General features: G+C 36.7%; 20 protein-coding genes and 2 tRNA genes. All 22 read right to left on the bottom strand.

What is annotated here, in order from left to right; translation table 11 throughout:
* Positions 1-3: 3 nt before the first annotated feature.
* Positions 4-1,401 (bottom strand): anthranilate synthase component I, encoded by a 1,398-nt coding sequence (gene trpE / locus WAX78_RS24640; protein ID WP_336484622.1) that lies wholly within the window; start codon positions 1,399-1,401, stop codon positions 4-6.
* A 338-nt stretch (positions 1,402-1,739) separates the two neighbouring features.
* Positions 1,740-2,663, bottom strand: a complete 924-nt coding sequence (gene cysK / locus WAX78_RS24635) for a cysteine synthase A (protein ID WP_230576381.1) — start codon at positions 2,661-2,663, stop codon at positions 1,740-1,742.
* A gap of 116 nt (positions 2,664-2,779) precedes the next feature.
* Positions 2,780-3,655, bottom strand: coding sequence for an Hsp33 family molecular chaperone HslO (gene hslO / locus WAX78_RS24630; protein ID WP_336484621.1), 876 nt, complete (start codon positions 3,653-3,655; stop codon positions 2,780-2,782).
* Positions 3,656-3,661: 6 nt separating this feature from the next.
* A complete protein-coding gene (locus WAX78_RS24625) occupies positions 3,662-4,450 on the bottom strand; it encodes a type III pantothenate kinase (protein ID WP_336484620.1) in 789 nt (262 codons plus the stop codon).
* 280 nt (positions 4,451-4,730) lie between these two features.
* Positions 4,731-6,650, bottom strand: coding sequence for an ATP-dependent zinc metalloprotease FtsH (gene ftsH, locus WAX78_RS24620; RefSeq protein WP_336484619.1), 1,920 nt, complete (start codon positions 6,648-6,650; stop codon positions 4,731-4,733).
* A gap of 85 nt (positions 6,651-6,735) precedes the next feature.
* Positions 6,736-7,278: a hypoxanthine phosphoribosyltransferase gene (gene hpt / locus WAX78_RS24615; RefSeq protein ID WP_098304960.1), complete on the bottom strand. Its 543-nt coding sequence runs from the start codon at positions 7,276-7,278 to the stop codon at positions 6,736-6,738.
* Positions 7,275-8,705: a tRNA lysidine(34) synthetase TilS gene (gene tilS, locus WAX78_RS24610; protein ID WP_336484618.1), complete on the bottom strand. Its 1,431-nt coding sequence runs from the start codon at positions 8,703-8,705 to the stop codon at positions 7,275-7,277. The genes hpt and tilS overlap by 4 nt, the downstream gene beginning before the upstream one ends.
* A 326-nt stretch (positions 8,706-9,031) precedes the next feature.
* Positions 9,032-11,509, bottom strand: a complete 2,478-nt coding sequence (gene spoIIE / locus WAX78_RS24605) for a stage II sporulation protein E (RefSeq protein WP_336484617.1) — start codon at positions 11,507-11,509, stop codon at positions 9,032-9,034.
* Between the two features lie 265 nt (positions 11,510-11,774).
* Positions 11,775-11,846: transfer RNA gene (locus WAX78_RS24600), tRNA-Glu, on the bottom strand.
* A 10-nt stretch (positions 11,847-11,856) separates the two neighbouring features.
* Positions 11,857-11,930 (bottom strand) — tRNA-Met (locus WAX78_RS24595).
* 166 nt (positions 11,931-12,096) lie between these two features.
* Positions 12,097-12,594, bottom strand: coding sequence for a S1 domain-containing RNA-binding protein (locus tag WAX78_RS24590; protein WP_336484616.1), 498 nt, complete (start codon positions 12,592-12,594; stop codon positions 12,097-12,099).
* Between the two features lie 87 nt (positions 12,595-12,681).
* Positions 12,682-13,041, bottom strand: a complete 360-nt coding sequence (divIC, locus tag WAX78_RS24585) for a cell division protein DivIC (RefSeq protein WP_336484615.1) — start codon at positions 13,039-13,041, stop codon at positions 12,682-12,684.
* Positions 13,038-13,691 (bottom strand): spore cortex biosynthesis protein YabQ, encoded by a 654-nt coding sequence (yabQ, locus tag WAX78_RS24580; protein ID WP_336484614.1) that lies wholly within the window; start codon positions 13,689-13,691, stop codon positions 13,038-13,040. The genes divIC and yabQ overlap by 4 nt, the downstream gene beginning before the upstream one ends.
* Positions 13,688-13,996 carry a sporulation protein YabP gene (yabP, locus tag WAX78_RS24575; RefSeq protein ID WP_098304970.1) on the bottom strand — a complete coding sequence of 103 codons (309 nt, stop codon included), beginning with the start codon at positions 13,994-13,996 and terminating at the stop codon, positions 13,688-13,690. Before yabP ends, yabQ begins: the two co-directional genes overlap by 4 nt.
* Before the next feature lie 54 nt (positions 13,997-14,050).
* Positions 14,051-14,332, bottom strand: coding sequence for an RNA-binding S4 domain-containing protein (locus WAX78_RS24570; protein WP_336484613.1), 282 nt, complete (start codon positions 14,330-14,332; stop codon positions 14,051-14,053).
* 12 nt (positions 14,333-14,344) lie between these two features.
* Entirely contained in the window at positions 14,345-15,808 is a 1,464-nt protein-coding gene (gene yabN, locus WAX78_RS24565) for a bifunctional methyltransferase/pyrophosphohydrolase YabN (protein WP_336484612.1), read from the bottom strand.
* A gap of 11 nt (positions 15,809-15,819) precedes the next feature.
* Positions 15,820-17,421, bottom strand: a complete 1,602-nt coding sequence (locus WAX78_RS24560; RefSeq protein ID WP_336484611.1) for a putative polysaccharide biosynthesis protein — start codon at positions 17,419-17,421, stop codon at positions 15,820-15,822.
* Positions 17,422-17,646: 225 nt separating this feature from the next.
* Positions 17,647-18,183 carry a stage V sporulation protein T gene (gene spoVT / locus WAX78_RS24555; protein WP_336484610.1) on the bottom strand — a complete coding sequence of 179 codons (537 nt, stop codon included), beginning with the start codon at positions 18,181-18,183 and terminating at the stop codon, positions 17,647-17,649.
* A 135-nt stretch (positions 18,184-18,318) separates the two neighbouring features.
* Positions 18,319-21,849 (bottom strand): transcription-repair coupling factor, encoded by a 3,531-nt coding sequence (mfd, locus tag WAX78_RS24550; protein WP_336484609.1) that lies wholly within the window; start codon positions 21,847-21,849, stop codon positions 18,319-18,321.
* A gap of 231 nt (positions 21,850-22,080) precedes the next feature.
* On the bottom strand, positions 22,081-22,305 hold the full coding sequence (locus WAX78_RS24545) for an anti-sigma-F factor Fin family protein (RefSeq protein WP_154713001.1): 225 nt from the start codon (positions 22,303-22,305) through the stop codon (positions 22,081-22,083).
* Between the two features lie 71 nt (positions 22,306-22,376).
* Positions 22,377-22,937, bottom strand: coding sequence for an aminoacyl-tRNA hydrolase (gene pth, locus WAX78_RS24540; RefSeq protein ID WP_336484608.1), 561 nt, complete (start codon positions 22,935-22,937; stop codon positions 22,377-22,379).
* A gap of 69 nt (positions 22,938-23,006) precedes the next feature.
* Positions 23,007-23,960: a ribose-phosphate diphosphokinase gene (locus tag WAX78_RS24535; protein ID WP_336484607.1), complete on the bottom strand. Its 954-nt coding sequence runs from the start codon at positions 23,958-23,960 to the stop codon at positions 23,007-23,009.
* Positions 23,961-23,973: the final 13 nt, after the last annotated feature.

Genomic DNA, 23,973 nt, shown 5'->3' with positions numbered 1-23,973 from the left:
ATCTCACCTAACCGTTTCTTCGCTACTTTCTTTTGCTCGCCATAAAGCTATCGCTTTCTTTAATGACTCTTTATACTCGTTTTTCGGATTAGAATCAATAACAATTCCTGCCCCCGCCTGCACATATGCTTGCCCATCTTTCGCAAGCAACGTACGAATGACAATATTTAATTCCATATCCCCTGAATAACCAATCCAACCAATTGAACCTGTATAAATACCACGGCGAACCGGCTCTAACTCTTCAATAATTTCCATCGTGCGGATTTTCGGTGCTCCGGTAATCGTCCCACCCGGAAATACAGCCTTTACACCATCAAAAGCATCTTTTCCTTGCTGCAATTGTCCGCGTACATTTGAAACAATGTGCATAACATGGGAATATTTCTCAATCACCATGAATTCATCCACTTCTACCGTTCCATACTCACAAACACGCCCTAAATCATTTCGCTCTAAATCAACAAGCATAACGTGTTCTGCACGCTCTTTTTCATTTTCAATTAACTCTTTTGCAAGTTCTTGATCTTCTTGCTCATCTTTCCCGCGAGAGCGCGTACCCGCAATTGGACGCGTACTCATTTCATTACCTTGTTTTTTAATCAACAACTCTGGTGAAGCACTTACAATTTGGAAATCTCCAAGTTCTAAATAACCCATGTATGGTGATGGATTAATTTCACGAAGCTTCGTATAAATTTCCAACGGATGCGTTTGCAATGTTTTTTCTTGTCTTGTAGACAAATTCACTTGAAACACATCTCCCGCACCAATATACTCTTGAATTCTTTGAACAGCTTCCATAAACTCTTTTTCTGTAAAGGAAACTGCCTCCTTATTTATTTCAGGACGAATAAACGGCATCGTTACTTCTGGCACTTCTTGTAACCAAAGCCCTTTTAATTCATTCAAATGTTGTTCAGCTTGTTTCTCATCATTTATATAATGTGTAATAATCCATAACACTTGTTCTTTTTGATCATAAACAAATACATCATCGAACAATAAGAAGAATATATCTGGTACATTCACATCATCTTCTGCAAGAGAAGGAATTTTCTCTATATAACGGATGCAATCATAACTAAAATAACCAATCGCACCACCTTGAAACGGCGGATATGCGTCATTATGTTCCGTTTTCCATTGTTCCATATATCTTTGCATAAGGTGCAATGGATTCCCCTTTTCTATTGTTCCCTCTCCATTTTCCCATATATGTAAGGCTTCCTCTTTCCCACGAACGATCGCTACCGGATCAAGCCCAACAATACTATAACGCCCTCCACGCCCACTTTCTAAAATGATATGATGAGGTTTATTTTGCGAAAGAAATTTATACTGTTTAAAAAAGTCTAACTGATACGGAACTGAAATAGCTAAAGATTTTCGTCGCTGCATACAAACACCTCGTTTTATTTTATCCCGCTCTAACGGACAGTAAGACCCCCACCTCAAAATTCAGAGAAAAGCGAAGAAGATAGGCGGGGGACAACTGTCCGTAAAAGCCCGATTCGTTCAACTAACCATCAGTGGGGGGAATGCCATCCCACTGATGGAAGTTTCACTTTATCCCGCTCTAACGGTCGTTTAAAAACATTGAACCGTCCATATAAGCCCATTTAGTTCAACTAACACTTATTTTACATGAAGTTTTCTAGTCATTCACTCTTTTCCTATTTTCAAACGAAAAAAGAAAAAGCACCCCTTTTTCGAGGGATGCTTTTCATACATTAAGCTTATGATTCAAATTGATAAAGCGGCGTACTTAAGTAACGCTCACCATTACTTGGAATGATAACAAGTACTTTCTTTCCTTTTCCAAGTTTTTTCGCAACTTCTGTCGCTGCATAAATAGCTGCTCCAGAAGAGATACCCACTAAAATACCTTCTTCACGAGCTACTCTTCTTGCATATTCAAATGATTGTTCTGTTTTCACCTGAATCACTTCATCATACACATCTGTATCTAACGTTCCAGGAACAAATCCAGCACCAATTCCTTGAATTTTATGAGGACCTGGTTTTCCACCTGATAGTACTGGGGAATCAGCAGGCTCTACTGCATAAACTTTGATATCTTTATACTTCTCTTTTAATACTTCACCAGCACCCGTAATCGTTCCGCCTGTACCAACTCCTGAAATGAATGCATCTAATTGATCACCCATCTGTTCCACAATTTCTGGACCTGTAGTTAAACGATGGATTTCTGGATTTGCATCGTTTTGAAACTGTTGAGGTATAAAGTAGCCATGTTCTTTTGATAACTCTGTTGCCTTGCGAATTGCACCGCCCATTCCTTCTGATCCTGGCGTTAACACTAATTCTGCTCCATAAGCACGCAATAAATTACGGCGTTCAACACTCATCGTTTCCGGCATAACCAGAATTGCCTTATATCCTTTGGCCGCCGCTACCATTGCTAAACCAATCCCGGTGTTTCCACTTGTCGGTTCAATAATTGTATCGCCTTCTTTTAATAGTCCTTTTTTTTCAGCATCTTCAATCATTGCTAATGCAATTCGATCTTTTACACTGCTTCCAGGATTCATGAACTCTAGTTTTAAATAAATATCTGCACTGCCTTCTTCTACGATGCGGTTCAATTTAACAATTGGCGTTTTTCCAATTAAATCTGAAACTGATTGTGCCACTCGCATCTCCGTCACTCCCAACACCAAGTATTTTTATTGGATTTATATACATATTGTCAAAGAAAAGGTTATTTGTCAATCTATTTGGATTGTTCCAAATAGACAAATAACCTTTTTCTCCCTTACAAACTTTCTATTAAGTTTGTTATATCTTCTTTAGAGAACTTGTATCGTTCGTTACAAAAATGACAATGTACTTCTGTCTCTTCTTCCTCATCACGCACTTCTGTTAATTCTGTTTTCCCTAAACTCATTAATACGCCTTCAATACGCTCACGAGAACATGTACAGTTAAATTGTACATCCATCGTCTCTAAAATCTTCACATTATCTTTGCCTAACAGCTCGTATAGCAACTCTTCTGGAGTTAAACCTTGTTCAATAAGCTTAGAAACAGGCGGAATTTTTTGCAGGCGCTCTTCAAGAACTGAAATTGTCTCTTCTTGCGCATCAGGCATGATTTGTAAAACAAATCCACCTGCAGCTAAAATACTATCATCGCCATTAACAAGAACTCCAACACCAACAGAAGAAGGCGTTTGTTCAGAAACAGCGAAATAATACGTGAAATCTTCTCCTAACTCACCAGAAACAAGCGGAACTTGACCAATAAATGGTTCACGCATACCAATATCTTTAATAACCGTTAAAAAACCCTCTGTTCCTACAGCTTGGTATACACGCAGTTTCCCTTGCTCTGTCGCTTCAAAATCAACATGCGGATTCGTTACATAACCACGTACATCTCCATTCGCATGTGCGTCTACTAAAATCGGACCAAGAGGACCATTACCCTCTACTTTAATCGTAAGTTTCTGATTACCTTTAAGCATTGCACCCATCATTGTACCTGCCGTTAAAGAACGACCAAGTGCCGCAGAAGCGGTTCTCCATGTATCGTGACGTCTTTGCGCTTCACTCACCGTATTTGTTGTGTGCACACTATAAGCACGAACTTCTCCATTAAACGCTAGCGCCTTTACTAAATAATCTTTCATTCGCATTTATTCACCTTTCTCGTGTTGTAAATTTGCATTACGCTCATATAACATATATAGACCTTTAAGCGTTAAAAATGGATCGACAATATCAATAACATTCGATTCCTCTGCAATCAATTTTGCTAATCCACCTGTCGCGATAACAGTCGGTTCTTGTTTAGCTTCTTCTTTCATCCGCTTTACAATACCTTCTACTTGTCCAACATAACCATATAAAATACCAGCTTGCATTGCACTTACTGTATTCTTCCCAATGATACTACTTGGTCTTGTAATTTCAATACGCGGTAGTTTTGCTGCTCTATTATATAAAGCTTCAGCTGAAATCATAATACCAGGTGTAATGACACCACCCATATACTGTTTATGTTCATCAATATAACAATATGTTGTCGCTGTTCCAAAGTCGACTATAATAAGCGGACTTCCATACAGTTGAATACCAGCTACCGCATTTACAATGCGGTCAGCACCTACTTCGCGCGGATTTTCATACTTAATATTTAAACCAGTTTTAATACCAGGTCCCACTACAAGAGGCTTAATTTTAAAATACTTTTCACACATACGCTCTAAAGCAAACATAATAGGAGGTACAACAGAAGAAATAATAATTCCTTTTATATCATGAAAAGCAATTCCTTCGTGTTCAAGTAATTGTTTCACGAGCATCCCATATTCATCTTCCGTTTTATGACGATCTGTTTCCATACGCCAATGTTGAAGAAGCTTACCATTTTCAAACACACCTAGTACTGCATTTGTATTCCCTACATCCAATACGAAAATCATATTCTCACCACTTATCTTATTTAATGTATATTTACACAATATGTACAGAACTTATAATCTCATCATACCATATTTATACACATGTTCAGCTTTCCTATCCTCACCATTTTACAAAAATCTATTTCCCTTTTTCAATTTTTAAGTTCAATTACATAAAGTGAAACTTCCATTAGTGGGGGGCTTCCCCCCACCTATCTTCCTCGTTTTTCTCTTACGTTTAGGGCGCGGGTCTTACTGCCCGCAAATAGCGGGATAACAAAGAAAAAAGGAGTGACAATTGTCACTCCTTCGTTTCTTCTTTATCTTCTGGCACTTCATCTTCTTTTTTCATTGAGATGTTCACTTTTACATCACTTTCAGAAGATGTTTTACGCTCCGGTAATGTACCATGTTCACATAAATGATTGATTTGCTCTGCATCTAACGTTTCCACTTCAAGTAACGTTTTTGCAACAATATCAAGCTTATCACGGTTTTCAGTAAGAATTTGTTTTGCACGAGCATAACATTCTTTCATAATGCTTTGCATTTCCATATCAATTTCATGCGCAATTGCATCACTGTAGTTTTGCTCAGAATGGAAGTCTCTTCCTAAGAATACTTGACCACCCTGTGAGCTACCAAATTGCATTGGTCCAAGCTTATCACTCATACCGAACTCTGTTACCATGCGTCTAGCTATTCCTGTCGCACGTTGGAAGTCATTATGAGCGCCTGTACTTACTTCTCCAAATACAATTTCCTCAGCCACTCGTCCACCAAGTAGACCAGTAATTTTATCAAGCAATTCTGGTTTTGTCATGAAGTAACGATCTTCTTTCGGAAGCATTACTGCATATCCACCAGCTTGACCACGTGGCACAATTGTTACTTTATGAACTACATCTGCTTCATCAAGTACTACACCAATTACAGTATGTCCTGCTTCATGGAATGCAACGATATTGCGTTCTTTCTCAGAGATAACACGACTTTTCTTAGCTGGACCTGCAATAACGCGGTCAGTCGCTTCATCAATGTCACTCATATCAATTTTCTTCTTATCTTGTCGTGCTGCTACAAGAGCTGCTTCGTTTAATAAGTTTTCAAGATCAGCACCAGAGAAACCTGGTGTACGCGTTGCTATAGCACGTAAATCAATATTTTCATCAAGCGGTTTGTTGCGAGCGTGTACTTTAAGCACCGCTTCACGACCGTTTACATCCGGACGATCTACTGTAATTTGACGGTCAAAACGTCCTGGACGTAATAACGCTGGGTCAAGAATATCAGGGCGGTTTGTTGCAGCAATGATAATAATACCTTCATTTGCTCCGAAACCATCCATTTCTACAAGCAATTGGTTTAATGTTTGTTCACGCTCATCGTGACCACCACCAAGACCTGCCCCACGTTGACGACCTACCGCATCAATTTCATCAATGAAAATGATACAAGGTGCGTTTTTCTTTGCATTTTCAAATAAGTCACGCACACGAGAAGCACCAACACCGACGAACATCTCTACGAAGTCAGAACCACTAATAGAGAAGAATGGAACACCAGCTTCACCTGCAACAGCACGCGCGAGCAATGTTTTACCTGTCCCTGGAGGTCCAACTAATAAAACCCCCTTCGGAATACGAGCACCAACCTCCGCAAACTTACGAGGGTCTTTTAGGAACTCTACAACCTCAACAAGTTCTTGCTTCTCTTCATCCGCTCCAGCTACATCTCTAAAACGGACTTTTTTCTTATCATCATTGTATAACTTCGCCTTACTTTTACCGAAGTTCATAACACGGCTACCACCGCCTTGTGCCTGGTTAAGTAGGAAGAAGAATAGAATGAAGATAATCACAAAAGGAATGATGGAAGTGAAGAATGTTACCCAAGCACTTGTTTCTTCTGCTGGTTGATATTTCACTTCTGTGCCTTGTGCTTTGTCATTGATTTTCTTTTGTAATTCTTCAGTATTAGGTGCATAAGTTACAAATTGTTGTCCTTGACTATCAGTACTGAATTGTCCTTTTACTTCAAATACACCATTTTTTGGTTGAAGTTGCACATTACGAACTTCACCCTTTTCAAGTTTAGCAATGAATTTATCGTAGCTAATTGGTTTTGTTTTTTGCGTTGAACCATTAAAATAACTCACAATACCAATTACCACTAAAAATATAAGTAAATAAAAGATGGTATTACGGAAGATCCGATTCATCCCTAACCTCCTCTCACAGCATACAAACTATAATAGTAAATAGTACCATAGAAAAACTTTCCTATCCAATCGTAAGCTTATATTATTAATTTGAATATACGCTTGGTTTTAATACACCAACATAAGGAAGGTTACGATATTGCTCCTTATAGTCTAATCCATATCCTACAACAAATTCATGTGGAACAGTAAATCCAACATAGTCTGCTTGAAGATCAACTTTTCGACCAGACGGCTTATCTAATAATGTTACAATCTTCACAGATTTTGCTTTACGATATTTAAACAAATCCACTAAGTAGCTTAATGTAAGACCGCTATCGATAATATCTTCTACGATTAAAATGTCGCGTCCTTCTACAGAAGTATCTAGATCTTTTAAAATTTTCACTTCACCAGTTGAAACAGTAGAATGACCATAGCTAGATACAGCCATAAAATCCATTTCAAGATATGTATCTGTTCGCTTTAATAAATCCGCCATAAATGGCATTGCACCTTTTAATACACCGATTGCAAGAGGCACTGTATTTTTATAATCCTCTGCAAGAATTGCACCTAATTCTCTTACTTTGTCTTGTATTTGCTCTTCAGAAATTAATACTTTTTCAATATCTTGATTCATCATTTGATTATCCTCCTGGAAGACTCCTTGCTTTTGTAATGAATAATAATATATGTATCCTTATCTGCTTTTTCTTGCGAAATAGCAAATGCAGATCGTTTCAACAATGGAACCCAAATAATATTCCCACTGGCATCACAAACAATTGGCCAGTCCGCTCTTTTTTCCTTCGGTACTTTCGCTTCAATAAAAATGGACTTTATCTTCTTCGTACCATTCATACCTTGCATTGACATTCGATCCCCGTTTTCTCTCGAACGAACAGTAAGTGGATATGCTATTTCATTATGTTTTGCAACAAACATCATATCATTCACCGTATTAGGTACACAATTACTGATTTCCACTTCGAGCTCATCACCATTTACTAATGTTATCTTTCCTGGTACTTGTAACTCGCGAGGAGAGAGCGTAACCTTTTCTTCTCCAAAGCGGAAAATACATTCTTCATATGTACGAACAATCTCCAATCCATCAGGAAAATGAAGCACACCAGAAGGATGGGCTCGTTTGAAAAACTCAATCACCTTGTCAATATGTACAGAAGAAAGCGAAGATGGAATCTTATATTCATAAAGATAGTTTAATATTAGTTGAATCCCTCTCCTTTGTAAAGGTATAGGCATAGATTCAAACGAAGGAATTGATAAGACAATTCTTTTTGGGTCTTTTTTCTTAATTATTTTATTCATTTTTTCAAATGCTAATTCCTGCAAATACGCTTCATCCTCTTGTATAAACGTACTAAAAGTTTGAAAACGTTCATGAACATGGGGATTCTCTTGCTTTAAATAAGGAAGAACGTGCTTCCGCAATCGATTCCTTGTATATGTTTCCTTTGTATTACTCGGGTCAATGCGAGGTTCAACATTCTTTCTCTTACAATAATCAAGAGTCTCTTCTTTCGTTACTGCCAACAAAGGTCGGATCAAAAAACCTTTATTAAAAGCACGCTTTGCAAGAATTCCTGCATAGCCTTTCGAAGTACTTCCACGAATAAGACGCATTAAAATTGTCTCAATCTGATCATCACCATGATGACCAAGAGCTAAATACTGTGCATTATATTCACTCATTATTCTTTCCAAAAATGCATATCGACATTCTCTTGCTGCAACTTGTGCACTCATTCGGTTTTGTTTTTGATATCTCGTTACATCAATTTGCGTTGTTTCACAAGTAACATTAAGATTGTCACAAAGCTGTTTTACAAATGTTAAATCTTGCTGTGATTCCTCGCCGCGAAACATATGATCTACGTGAGCAACTACAATTTGCAACTTCTTCTCTTCACACTTCTCCAACAAATAAAAGAGAAGCGCTAAAGAATCTGGTCCTCCTGATACACCGACAACAACTGTAGAATACGCCTCTAATAGATCATGCCTTTCTACAAAAGCATCTACCTTTTTAACAAATTCATCTTTCAATGCTGCAATCACCTTTCATCGAGCTAAAACGATAGCACACCTTAATTATAATGGTACAACTTTTACAAACTTTCTGCAAAACAAAGATGTATAAATTTCACAATTTATCTTACATATAATTTTTTTCTTCGGATTCAAAAATAAGTAAAGTTAAACATACGAATATACAACAAACAGGGCTCAGGTATATTCCTGAGCCCTGTTTCCAATAGACAATAAAACATCTCCGCCTCAAGATTATGGGAAATCGAAGGAGATAGCTGCTGACATGTACCCAATTGGTTCAACTAACCAGTAGGAATCCCCCTATTGATGGAAGTTTCACTTTATTGTGCTTGTTTACTAATAATAGGAATCGTTGCCCATTTCGGCATATTCTTTTTTATCTTCGCTACTACAATTGTCATATCATCATTAATATATCCATTGTCGGTGCGAATTACGTCCTCCATAATAATATCAGCAATCTCTTGTGGGTCTTCCGTTTCCAATTCTTTAATCTTCCGCTTCATCCATACTTCATGATTCTCTACATGTTTTGCACCTTCAAAAATCCCATCACTCATCATTACTAAAATATCACCGGATTTCAATTGTTCACCGACAACGTCCACTTCAAAATCTTCAATAATTCCCATCGGTAAATTACTTGCTTCTATTTTAAATACCTGATTGCCACGTTTTATAAAACTTGGAGTAGAACCAATCTTTAAAAACTTAGCATTTGCATCACGTAAATCAATCATCGCTAAATCTAATGTTGTAAACATTTCTTCCGTCGTTCGCAATGAAAGAATAGAATTAATCGATTTAATCGCGATTTCCTCATCAATACCTGATTGTAATATTTTTTGCAGTAACTTAACCGTTTCTTTACTTTCCATATGCGCCCGCTTTCCATTTCCCATCCCATCGCTAATAGCAAGCGCATACTTCCCTACACTTAATTCCATCATGGCATAGGAATCACCGGATACAAATCCCCCACCTTTAGCCGCCGTAGCAAGCCCTGTATCTACAGAGAATGTTTTTGCTGAACCAAACGATATTGTACTGTAACCATTCGGATATGCCGATTGTTCTTCATGTTTCACAACAACTGTTTCTCGTAAAATATCAGACAACATCGGAGCAACCAGCTTTTCGCATTCTCCATGCTGATTACATGCAGCAGGAATCAGCATTTCGATGTCAACGTTCCCTCGATCTAAACAATAAATATCAACATGTTCAACCTCTACTCCGAAGTCCCGAAATGCCTGTAAAATTTGTTCCTCTTGTACTTGATGATTCTCCCTTTCCTTTTGAATCTCTTTAGAAAAATCCGCCATTACTTTCGAAACACCCATAAGTTGTTCCGCAACAATTCTACGATTATCTCGCATTTGTTTCCTTAGCTTTTGTCCTTCATAAAAATGCCCTAATTCACCTTCTATTAAACCTGTTACTTTTGTTCCTCTCACACAATATTTTTCAAAATCACGAAGCAGTTTACGGTTATGCTGCAATGTACCTTCCTCTGTTTCATCCATAAGTTGCCTCATATAATCATATGTTTTATCAAAATTCACAACCCAGCATTGATCTTTCTTAAAGCACGTTTGGCATGTCTTGGCAGTAATTGTACTTAAAAATAAATCCGTCTCCGTATCCTTATCCTCGTCTTCTACATATCCGTATACAGAAAAGCTATTAGATAATGCTTCAAACACATTTGCAAATTGATTAATTTTATTTGCCGTTACATCACGCATTCTTCGCAAATATTGCTGTTGGTCATTAGAATGTTCCTGTGTTCCCGGCATATACTTAGAAAGACGTTCAATAATGAATTTAGGCATTAATAAGAATAAAGCAATTGCTACACCCGACTCTAACAAAGTTGTCACAATACTTGTTTGTTTATCTACGTACAACGTAATTAAGCTCGTACCAATTAACAAACCTAAACTTACACCTATCCGCCTTCCTTCTTTCAATAACCCCCCTAACAACCCAGAAAACGCCAATAAACTCAATTGATATAAGCTCGCTACATTTGCTAAACTTAAAATTAACCCTGTTACAACACCCACCGTAGAACCTGTTGCTGCTCCTGCCACAAAGGCAAATACTAATACTAAAAATCTCGTAAAAATGTGTTGAACTGATAAATCATAAATAAACCAATCTGTTGTACCCGTTAGTACAGATGCCAGTAATATAATTAAACAAACAATTTCTTCTGTTTCTAATGATTGTTGTTTTCCTTTTCGTTCTATTAAAAGTGGAACACTTTGCAAGAAAATCATCGTTAGTACGAAGCTTAATCCTGCCTCAATTGTACTAACTAGCAAATCGTACATACCAATTGCACCTTGTGCGAAATAGACAACGATAAGATGGGCCGTTAATGCAGAAATAAATACTTGAAATGGTACAAGCCCAATCGTCTTACTTGTAAAACGACTAAAGAAGATATTATAGATGAAGAATGTAAATATAGATGCAAAAGCAAAGAATAAATTTTCTAATGAAACCGAAAACGCACCAGCCATTACAGCAAGAAATGCAAGAGCCATTTTATCGCGTTTCATCACATATACAGCAGCGAAAAACGGCAAAGCAAAAGGTAAAATGTTCGTTAAAATATATGCTCTTCCTAAAAGAAAACCAACCAACGCAACCACAAATCCCCATCGAAAGAAAATTTGTTCCAGTTTCAATCTTAATTTGCTTGTCCACTTCACAGTTGTCATTTGCCCACGACCTATAGCAAGCGTACTAGAATTCGGATTGACAGTATTCCTTCCCGCTCTTGGCATATTTTGAACACCACCTGCATATTTTATTACTTGTAATTATAAAAGGCATTTTGCGGAATTTTTGTCAAAATAACAGTTTGTAGTAAAATAATTGTTCGACTTTTTATACAAAATAGCACCATATATATACAGACTTACACCCAAAGACTTTACGTAGTGATTGAATTTTCAGAAAATAATAGTTGTTTTTGTAGAAGAAGCTCATACATTTACATTTCCTTAACACAAAAAAAGATCATGCATATTTGCATGATCTTTTCGTCTATGACCCGTACGGGATTCGAACCCGTGTTACCGCCGTGAAAGGGCGGTGTCTTAACCACTTGACCAACGGGCCGTCAAAAATATAGCGGCGGAGGGGATCGAACCCCCGACCTCACGGGTATGAACCGTACGCTCTAGCCAGCTGAGCTACACCGCCATGTCGTATTTAACGGACAATTAATATAATATCTTAAATATCATTTTAAGTCAACATGTTTTAAGTATTTTTTATTCTTTTTTTCTACACACTGTTTTCACCATAAAAAAGCACCCTAAGTAAACACTCCGGGTGCTTCTCTTTATTTTAAAATAAACAGCAAGTTTTATCCGCGACGAGCGCCACGGCCGCCACGTTTTGACTCCGTATTACGCTTTAAAGAAGTTAAACGGTCTTCACTGTCTTTTAAAAAGCGAGCCATCTTTTGCTCAAATGTTTCTTTTTGGTTGCGGTTATCATTGCCACCACGATTATCTCTGTTAAAAGAGCGATTACGTCCACCAGGGCGTCCAGCGCGTTGATTATCGCGTTGATTATCGCGTTGATTATCGCGTTGATTATCGCGTTGCTCACCTTCAGCTCTTTCACGTTCTTTCGCTTTTTTAATAGATAAACCAATTTTACCGTCTTTCTCAACGTTAATAACTTTTACTTCTACTTGATCACCTACTTTTAAGTGATCATTAATATCTTTTACATAATTATCAGCAACTTCACTAATATGAACAAGACCTGTTAATCCTTCTGGCAGCTCTACAAAAGCCCCAAAATTCGTAATACCTGTTACTTTACCCTGTAACTTGCTGCCTACCTCGATTGACATAAAAAAAACGCTCCTCCTTAGTGGTTAAAAAGTCAAATTTTACTTCATTATATATAATCTTAAAATATAGTGTCAATACAACACCCACTACTTAGAAATAGGAAAAATTATCTCTTCAGGCTTTGAGAAGTAATAATCTCTTCTAGCAATCTCTAAAACGTAGTCCTCGTCATGTAACTTTTGGACCTCATCTTTCAGCTTCTTTTCTTTCGTCGTTAACGTATCCGTTTCTTTTTTTAGCTCTTTCACTTTCGCTTCTTTAGCGTTAATCAAACTATTTTGTTTATAGAACGTCACACTGACACTTACAATAATTACAAAAGCAAACACGAAAAATAAAGCTAATCGACGATACAAGCGCTTCCTACTTTCGTTCGATTGTATTATATGTTCTTTAGCAGAAATTGGATTCTGTTCCGATACATATCTTTGCCTTAGTTCCCTCATTTTCGAGGTCCCCCTAACTTCTTTTTTATACGTTCCCAGATTAGAAATATATGCTTCTTCATTTTCTTGACATATTTCAAAAATCCTGCTTGTCTCTTTATAAAAATTTTAACACGGTTAGGGAGAAGTTTCCATATAACAAAGAAAACAAATCGAACAGGGATGAAAATAAATTTCCATATTAAACGTAATATTGCTATAATAAACCGCCACAATCCCATTCCAAATCCAACCAAAAAACGAAATAAAAATAATGCAAGCGCTATAATTAAATGGATCAAAATTGTAACCGGCTTAACAAGAAATAATTGAAAAACACGAACACAAAAATAAAATGTTTGAACAAAAATGTGAATCAGAAAATTTAACACTTTCATGTACAATGACTTTAACAAACTTTGATATGCAGCAAATCCACAGAGCAATGCTAAAAATACGTACATACGTAACTCTGCTTCATTTACAAGCAATAGCACATAAAATACAAAAAGGGCTTGGACAATCCAAAATAAAATATCATAAATAAATACAAGCCAACGCTTTCGCTCGCTGCGCTTCAAAAAACGATGATACGTATCTAAAGCCGCTCCAAGCGAAGCGCCCATCCCAATCATCGAAAGCATTGTATATAATTGAACAGTTAAGCTCATTTAAACAACTTGCTAAAGAATCCTTTAGCTTTCTCCCCTTGATGCTCATCAATGTAAGCCATCTCGTATATTTTCCCCTTAATGGATACAAGTCCTTTTTCAACATCAAGGTTTTTCATTTGCAGATTTTGACCGCGTATTGTTAAAAATCCCATAACTGTTTCTAATAAAAATTCTTCGCTATCAAAACTTTCTACTTGCTTGACTCCTGTAATATCGAGAATGCGCCTTCCTCTCATTACGACATCATGTTCTACAGTAACATTTTGCTGATTAGAAGACGACATTGAATAACCTTTGTTCACGTCCATCCCCCCATAACTTTATACTAGTACCAATGTATGAGGAGACAAATTTTTTTAGAACAAGCTATCTTCTGCTTTTACTTCAACTTTCTCTTCACGAACAATAGTGTATAAATTTGCAGCATCTTCTTTTTTTGTCGTTTCTTTTAATTCATTAATTTTCACAGTAACAACTTTTTGGCCGAAACGAATTGTTAATTCGTCTTCTACCTTTACAGTTGAACTGGCTTTTGCAGCCTGGCCATTAATCATAATGCGGCCTTGATCCGCAACTTCTTTTGCTAACGTTCTTCTTTTGATAAGACGAGATACTTTTAGAAATTTATCTAAACGCATGACGACTCCCCCTTATTCGTTCTCTATTCGTTTTGCCTCTTCCCATAGTGCATCGAGCTCTTTTAAAGAAAGACCTTTCATTTCTTTCTCCATACTAGCAACCTTTGCTTCCATGTATAAAAAACGACTCATAAATTTTTCATTTGTTTTATGAAGCGCTTCTTCTGGATTGATTTTATAGTAGCGGGCAATATTTATAAATGCAAATACTAAGTCACCAAATTCCGCTAACATCTTCTCTTCATCCATAGCTGTCACTTCACGTTGAAATTCTTCCCACTCTTCTCCCACTTTTTCCATCATCGGCTCGACATCATCCCAATCAAAACCAACTTTCGCTGCTTCTTTTTGGATTTCATAAGCGCGCATTAGTTGAGGTAAACTTTTAGGAATGCCTGATAAAATAGACTCTTTTATATTTCCTTTTTCCTGTTTCTTAATTTCCTCCCAATTCACAACAACATCAGCAGCAGTTTCTACATTAACATCTCCGAATACATGAGGATGACGACGTACCATTTTTTCAGACAACGTACGAATTACATCATCAATCGAAAACCAACCTTCGTCTTCACCAATTTGTGCATGAAGCATCACCTGTAAAAGAACATCACCTAGCTCTTCAACAAGATGATCATCATCTTCCTCATCAATAGCCTCTAACACTTCATACGCTTCCTCAATTAAATATTTCTTTAACGATTGATGCGTTTGTTTTTTATCCCACGGACATCCATTTGGTCCGCGTAACTCTGCAATAATATTACGCAATACATCAAATTGCTGGTATAACGATTGTCGATTTAGTACAGGCGGCACGTACACACTCGTTAAATTGTTAAGCTCTGCCTCATGATCTAATAAATAAAGCTGTACTTTTTTCACTTGTTCGAACGACGTTCCAGCTGCAGTTACAATATATACTTCATAATCATCTGGAAGCATTTCCATTAACGTTAGTTTGACTTCAGATGCAATAAATGCATCGTACACTTGGCAAAAGATCAAGTGCTGACGAAGCTCTAATTGTCCTCGTTCGAATGACGTTGCATCAATCAACTGAAATCCTTCAATTGGATCAATTTTCAAACTTGCAAACATTGGATCTAAAAAGCTTTGTCCACCTTCGATACGCACATCAATATTCTCTTTTTCCCCTTTTTGTAACAAAAGCTGTACAGTACGCTCTGCTACAAGTGGATGCCCTGGAACTGCATATAAAACATCAGCATCCTTAGCTTTCTCAATCAATGTGTTAGAAATTGTTTCATATACTTCATCAAACGTATCATACGCTTCATATATATCGTCAAAAGATGTGTATAATACACCTTCTTTCTCAAGTTCTGTTATAACTGGATGCTCTTTTGTTCGAACATACATATGCACTGCTTCTTTCACTTTGCGATATACGCCCATTGTAAGCTGATCTAATTCACCAGCCCCTAATCCTAAAATTGTAATTGTTCTTCTCATAACGCCCACCTCTATCCACTCTTCTTCAACGAACTTTGTACTTTTTCATGTTTCATAACTGCACCAAGTTCCTTTGCTGTAAATACACGCAGCTTTAAAATTAAAAATACATATAGTAAACCACCAACACTCACACCTAGTAAAGCTTGAATCATCGCAATTTCTCTATGTTCCTCGTTAACTTGCACGCCAAACCATTCAAACATATACGTAAATCCAGCAAGCACTACTACCATGCTTAACGCTCCAATTGTCACGCCTATAATAGTTTTTCTCTGCATAAGCGGCTCATTAACAACTCGAATCAACAATACGCTATTCAATAAAGCAATGCACAGCAATGCAATTACAGTGGCAATCGCTGCGCCGATCACACCAAAATGTGGAACGAACATATAATTGAATAATAATTTTACACATGCACCAATTACAACAAATATAGCTGGTTTTACTGTTTGTCCTACTCCTTGCAAAATAGATGCAGTGGTAATCGCTAATGAACTAAATAAGATAGAAATAGATAAAATCCCTAGCACACCAGAACCATCGTCATTTGCAAATAGCATAATATTTGTTGGACGAATGATGCTCGCGAGTCCTAACGATGCAGCAAGCCCAATTACAAATGTAATTTTAATTGCTAGCTGTACTTTTTCGCGAATAAATGCATAATCTCCTCTCTCTTTTGCAGCTGTAATCATCGGAATTAAAGAAAGTGAAAATGAGGTTGTCACGACCGTACCAAGCTGCATAAGAGGAATGCTGCGATCGTATATACCCTTTAACATTTTTGCTATTTCTACTGGTTCCCCATTCTGAACAAGTAAGCTATACAGTGAAACAGAATCTGCCATTTGTATAAAAATTAACACTAAGTTACTAACGCAAATCGCAATTCCTTGCCAAAACAACGTACCAATAATTCTCTTTTTATTATAAATCCCTTTAAAACCTTGTAAAAAAATGGAGCGAAAGTCTTTTCGTAAATACAAAAACAATACAATCACACCAATAAAACTTCCTGCTATAGAACCAAACATAGCGCCTGCTCCCACCGTATACAAATCAAACCCCTTTTTTATAAGGAATAATGATAAAAATACAATAATGGATACACGAATAGTCTGTTCTATTACTTGTGATATAGCTGTTGGTATCATATTCCCAAATCCTTGAAAATAACCACGCGCTACAGAGAGAAAAGGCATTAATAAAAAAGAGAATGCAATAACACGAATTAACTTATCCAAATGAGCATCTCCCATTAAAGACGCTATTGTATGCGCGCCAAAAAACAACACAATACAGCCCATGCTCCCAATAACTAATAAAAACCAAAAAGAAACACATATAACGGACTCTGCTTCTTTATGTTCTCCTCGTTCTAAGCGTTCTGCAATCATTTTTGAAATAATGATTGGGAAACCATATGTCGCTAAAATTAAACAAAACCCGTAAAACGGGTAAATTTGCTGATAAATATAAAAGCCAATATCACCAGCTATATTTTGATATGGAATACGGTAAAAAGCGCTTAATACTTTTGTAACAAAACTTGCAATTGTTAATATAATCGCGCCGCGCCAAAAAGCGTGATACTTCTTCGTCTCCATGACCATGCAATCTCCCTTTTTCTATACTCATCCTACGTATTATATCACAAAGAAAAAAGCAGCTTGCGACATTAAAAGCTATCACGTAAAAAAGGTAGCAAAATGCTACCTTTACAAAAATATATAATTTCATTTCAACAGGCGGTATGTTTAGATGTATCACAAAGCACGGCCGCCTGTATGAGCCCAATTTGCGGACTAACTTTCAGTAAGAAGAACGTCACTTTATTGCTCCATCTGTTTCGCTAGAAAGCTTGCTGCTGTATCAACAGATTTGTGTTCTACATCACTAATGACTGCTTCTTTTGAAAAAATGATAACTGCTCCAATTGGATCACCATTTGCGATAATTGGACCAATTGTATAAGATTGTACCTTTTCTGTTACTCCATCGATAATGGAAATTTCACTTTCATCTGTCATTACGACTGATTTGCGATCTTCCATTGCTTTCTCAATTAGATCGCCAACACTTTTATTTAAGTATTCTTTTTTTGACACGCCGGCGACAGCAATAATTGAATCACGGTCACAAACAAGCACGTTATGTCCTAAGCTATCGTATAAAGCATCTGCATATTCTTTAGCAAAATCACCTAATTCGCTAATCGGAGAATATTTCTTTAAAATAACTTCTCCATCGCGATCAACAAAAATTTCTAACGGATCACCTTCCCGAATACGGAGAGTTCTACGAATTTCTTTCGGGATAACAACCCTTCCTAAATCATCAATTCGACGTACAATTCCAGTTGCTTTCATTCTAATGCTGCCTCACTTTCTACTGATGATAAAAGTCGTGATTTTACCTGTTCATGTAAAAATCACCAACTATTAAACATAGTATTTTACACATTAGTTCTTCTATACACGTGGAATTGTATTTTTTATCCTCATTTAGGCATTTATCTCTTCTTTTTTCACATCTTTTAAGCCTTTTAGTAAATTTTCGGCAATTGTGAGCCACCTTGATGTTTCTATTTCACGAACGTTCATCACAATTTTCAAACGAGAACCTTCCATACCAAGACCAATCATACGTCCAAAACTGCTACCAAGCATAAATAATTTTCCACCATCAATATTTTGACTAGCCTTTTCAGAGAATAGCATCGTAACTTCTTGTTTCGTTTGTTTAATTAATTCAATTTTCTCTTGCATCGCTAACACTTTAATATTTGCAATTTGAAGTAAGTACCCAACTTCTTGCGGATAATCACCGAAGCGATCAATCATTTCTTCTTGTAATTCCTCAATATCCTCAATAGTAGAAACGCCCCTAAATTGCTTATACATCATAATTTTCTGCTTGCTATCAGAAATATACGCATCTGGTAAGTATGCATCTACTTCTAGATCAATTTCAATATCAAGCACTTGCTCTTCCATGTTTGTACCTCTACGCTGCTCGATTGCATCTTTTAACATTTGTGAATATAAATCAAAACCAACAGAATCAATAAAGCCATGCTGCTCTGCACCTAATAGATTACCAGCCCCACGGATAGATAAATCGCGCATTGCAATTTTAAATCCAGACCCGAGCTCTGTAAATTCCTTAATGGCTTGCAAACGTTTTTCTGCAACTTCAGATAGCACTTTATCGCGTTTATAAGTGAAATATGCATAGGCAACGCGATTTGAGCGTCCTACCCGACCACGCAATTGATACAACTGCGATAATCCCATACGATCTGCATCAAATACGATTAATGTATTTACATTCGGAATATCAACACCCGTTTCAATAATCGTTGTACTTACAAGTACATCATGTTGCCCTTCTAAGAAGGAAAGCATAACAGATTCTAATTCACTTTCATTCATCTTTCCATGCGCAAAGGTTACCCGTGCATCAGGGACAAGCATCGAAATTTCATCTGCTTTTCGCTCAATATCTTCAACGCGATTATATAAAAAGTATATTTGACCACCTCGTGCAAGCTCACGTTCAATCGCTTCACGCATTAACGCTGGATTATATTCTACAACGTACGTTTGCACTGGAAAACGATTTTCTGGCGGTGTTTCAATAACGGATAAATCACGAACACCTAACATAGACATATGAAGCGTACGTGGAATTGGCGTTGCTGTTAATGTTAGTACATCGATATTAGCCTTTAGTTGTTTAATTTTTTCTTTATGTGTTACACCAAATCGTTGTTCTTCATCAATAATAAGTAATCCCAAATCTTTATATATGACATCTTTTGATAGAAGGCGATGTGTGCCGATAACAATATCAACAGTACCATCTTTTAATCCCTTAATTGTTTCATTTTGCTGCTTTCTCGTACGGAAGCGACTTAATAATCCAATATTAATTGGATAGTCTTGAAAACGCTCTCGAATTGTTTCATAATGCTGCTGCGCTAAAATTGTCGTTGGTACTAAAATTGCAACTTGCTTTTCATCCATAATTGCTTTAAAAGCAGCACGAATTGCCACTTCTGTTTTTCCGTAACCAACGTCACCGCAAAGTAGGCGATCCATTGGGCGACCGCGCTCCATATCCTTTTTAATTTCCGTAATCGAACGCAGCTGATCTTCTGTTTCTTGATAAGGGAAAGATGATTCAAATTCCTGTTGCTCAGAAGTATCCGGAGTAAAGGCATATCCTTTTGAAGCCTCACGCTCTGCATACAATTTAATTAAATCATCCGCAATATCTTGAACAGATTTTTCTACCTTTGTCTTAACTTTTTTCCAGTCATTTCCACCAAGTTTGTAGACTTTCGGATCTTTCCCTTCAGATCCTACATACTTTTGGACTTGGTCAATTTGCTCAATTGGGACGTATAATTTATCGTTTCCTTGATATTTGATATGCAAATAATCTTTATGAACACGATTAATTTCTAGTGTTTCAATTCCTAAAAATTTACCAATACCATGATTTACATGAACAACATAATCACCAACTTTTAATTCAGAGTAACTTTTAATTCTCTCTGCATTTGAAAGTTTTTGTTTACGCTGTGATTTTTTTACCTTTTTATTAAATAACTCTTTTTCGGTAATAATCGCAAGCTTTTGCATCGGCATTTCAAAACCTGCATGTAAGTCACCTACCGCAATCTGGACACGCCCCGGAAGCAATACATCCGTTCCTTCAATTATATCTGCTTCAATATCATAATCATTTAAAATATGTTGCAATTTCTTCGTTCGCTCTTCATTTGCGCCTAGTACAACCGTTGTGAAGCGACTTTTCGTCCATCTATCAATTTCTGTTTTTAATAAATTCATTTGGCCATGAAAATCTTGCATTGTTTTACATGTCAAATTCACAATATTTTGCGGATGCGTGTTCGGAATATGGCGTAAAAACAGATTCAAGTATAAGAAACTTCGTTTTTTATGATGTAAAAATTGCGCAAAATCATGAGAAAAAGATAAATCTTGAACAATTGCACCATCTCCAAGAAGTGATATATACCACTCTGCTTCTTCTGCTTCTAAATGATCTGCTGTTTCTTGAATTCGAGAAATCTCATCTAGAATGACAACACCATTTTCCGGTAAATATTCTATTAGACTAGCAGGTTCATTATAAAATAAAGATAAATATTTAAACATCTGCTCGATAGTCTGTCCATTTTTCAGTAATTCCAGCTCATATGTTACCGTTTCTAATATGGTTGTTTTTAATTTCTCATCAGATACTTTTTTTAGTGTATTAGCTAAGCTTGATTCTAGCTTCTGCACACCAAGTTCAAGTTCTTCTTTAGAAAATACAAATTCCGTAGCTGGGCCAAATGATACGCTCTCTATCTTCTCTTGCGAACGCTGCTCTTCTACAGTAAAGGAACGGATAGAATCTACTTCTGTATCAAAAAATTCAATACGAATTGGCAATTCTTCCGTTAATGGATAAATATCTAATATCCCACCACGAACACTGAATTCTCCAGGTGCTTCTACCATAGATTTACGTTCATATCCCATAGTCGTTAACACATGAAGCAATTCATCAAGATCAATTTCTTGTCCCATTTTCAATTCAATTTGCTGTTTCTTCCACATCTCTTTTGTTGGTAGAAAACGACGCAAACCAGCAACAGGAGCCACAATAATCCCCTTTTCTCCAGCCGCTAAACGATTCAATACTTCAATACGCTGCGCCTTCAGTTCTGGACTTGCAACACCGATTTCTGATGCAATAGATTCATTTACAGGATATAACCAAACATTCTGCTCTCCAATTAATGAAACTAAATCTTCATATACTTTTTGCGCTTGGTATAAATTATGTGTTACGACAAGTTGTGACTGCTGTGTTTTTTTATATAAACTAGCTATTAATAATGAACGAGAAGAGGCTGCCATACCCGAGATAAGCTGTTCTTTTAATCCTTCTTCTAACCCATCTATAATCGATTGTATTTCTTTATTTTCGTAAAACTGCTCTAGTAAACCTATCATTTTTCAAAACTCCTCTCAACATAAAGAGCAAGCTACTATATTTTATGCAAATATTTTGGAAAAAGAAAACAGAAAAATGCTTTGGACAAGCCAAAGCGAAAACATTGCATCCCATCCTCTATAAGCAATAGGCCTTCCATCTCCATATTTTTAAAAAGGAGGATAGAAGTTTACTCATAATCGTTCAACTAACCATCAGTGGGGGGAAGAACCACTGATGGAAGTTTCACTCTATTGTAAGAACAATTCATATTCATAGTACTCAGGATAGGATGCGAGCGTTTTTTGACACGATTCACAAATTGTTTTTATATATATATTTCCGTTTTCATCAAAATGAATCATTTCTAATCGCTCTTGCTCTGTTAGTTGACCCAATACAAAGCCATATACTTTTTCTGCCGTAATACTACCTATCTTACATCCACAATGTCTGCAGTGATAATGTCCGTCCATATATTCCTCCTAGCCGTACAACTATTACTATTATGGATATAAGTACAGGAAAATATTCCATTTCCCAAACGTTAATTATTAAAAGTATTCATAACCTGTAAAAATGGAGTTTTCAGCCATTCTTCACATGCATCTGCACTTTTTTCAATTGCTCGCTCTACTTCTGGCATCTCATCTACTGTAAAACGACCTAACACATAATCAACTACCTTCATCCCATTTTTAGGACGATCGATCCCCATACGAATACGTTGAAATTCCTGCGTTCCTAAATGTGCAATCGTTGATTTTACACCGTTATGCCCTCCAGCGCTACCTTTCATACGAAGTCGTAATTTGCCAACTGGAATATCTAAATCATCGTACATCACTACAAAATCTTCAATATCAATTTTATAGTAATCCATAAGTGGACAAATACTTTCTCCAGATAAATTCATATATGTAAGGGGCTTTAATAAAATAACTTTCTCTCCATTTACAAAACCCGCACCAAATAATCCTTTAAATTTCTGTTCATTTAACGGGATATTCCAGCGTTTAGACAATTCATCGATAGCCATGAACCCAATGTTATGCCTTGTTAATTCATATTCTCTCCCTGGGTTACCAAGTCCTACTATTAATTTCATTGTAACACCACTTTCTTTTTTCGATACGAAAAGACGTAACCAAAATTGGTTACGCCTCATTCTATCCAATTAATTAAATAGTACACTTACAGATTCTTCTTCGTAAACACGAATAATTGCTTCTCCAATTAATGGAGCAACAGAAAGTTCTTGTACTTTATCAATTTTCTTCTCTTCTGGTAATACGATAGAGTTTGTTACAACTAACTCTTTAATGTTTGAATTTTGAATACGTTCAATTGCTGGACCAGATAAAACTGGGTGTGTACAGCAAGCATATACTTCAGAAGCACCGTTCTCTACAAGAGCGTTTGCTGCTAATGTAATTGTACCAGCTGTATCAATGATGTCATCAATTAAAATTGCTGTTTTACCTTCGATATTACCTACGATATTCATTACTTCTGCTACGTTTGGACGCGGACGGCGTTTATCAATAATAGCAATTGGTGCTTTTAAACGATCTGCCATTTTTCTCGCGCGTGTTACACCGCCATGGTCAGGAGATACAATTACGATATCCTTAAGACCTTTCTTCTCAAAGTAATCAGAAAGAATAGGTACACCCATTAAATGGTCGATTGGAATGTCAAAGAATCCTTGAATTTGTGGAGCATGTAAATCTAGAGTAATTACACGAGTAGCACCCGCTGTTTCAAGTAAGTTCGCAACAAGCTTCGCTGTAATCGGCTCACGAGAACGCGCTTTACGATCTTGACGTGCATAGCCATAATAAGGAATAACAATGTTAATTGTTTTCGCAGATGCACGTTTTAATGCATCAATCATAATAAGTAATTCCATAATATGCTCGTTTACTGGGAAACTTGTAGATTGGATAATAAATACATCGCAACCACGGATACTTTCTTCAATGTTAATTTGAATTTCTCCATCACTAAAACGCGCAACAGAACATTTTCCTAATTCTACTCCAATGTGCTTTGCAATTTGCTCAGCGAGCCCCGTATTAGAGTTTAAAGAAAACACTTTCAAATTAGAATTTAGATATTGATTAGACATCTAGATTAACCCT

Origin of the sequence: Bacillus yunxiaonensis (assembly GCF_037104695.1) — a bacterium.
Classification (GTDB): domain Bacteria; phylum Bacillota; class Bacilli; order Bacillales; family Bacillaceae_G; genus Bacillus_A; species Bacillus_A yunxiaonensis.
The sequence above is the reverse complement of the archived record's forward strand: the minus strand, read 5'-3'. Positions and strand labels throughout refer to the sequence as shown.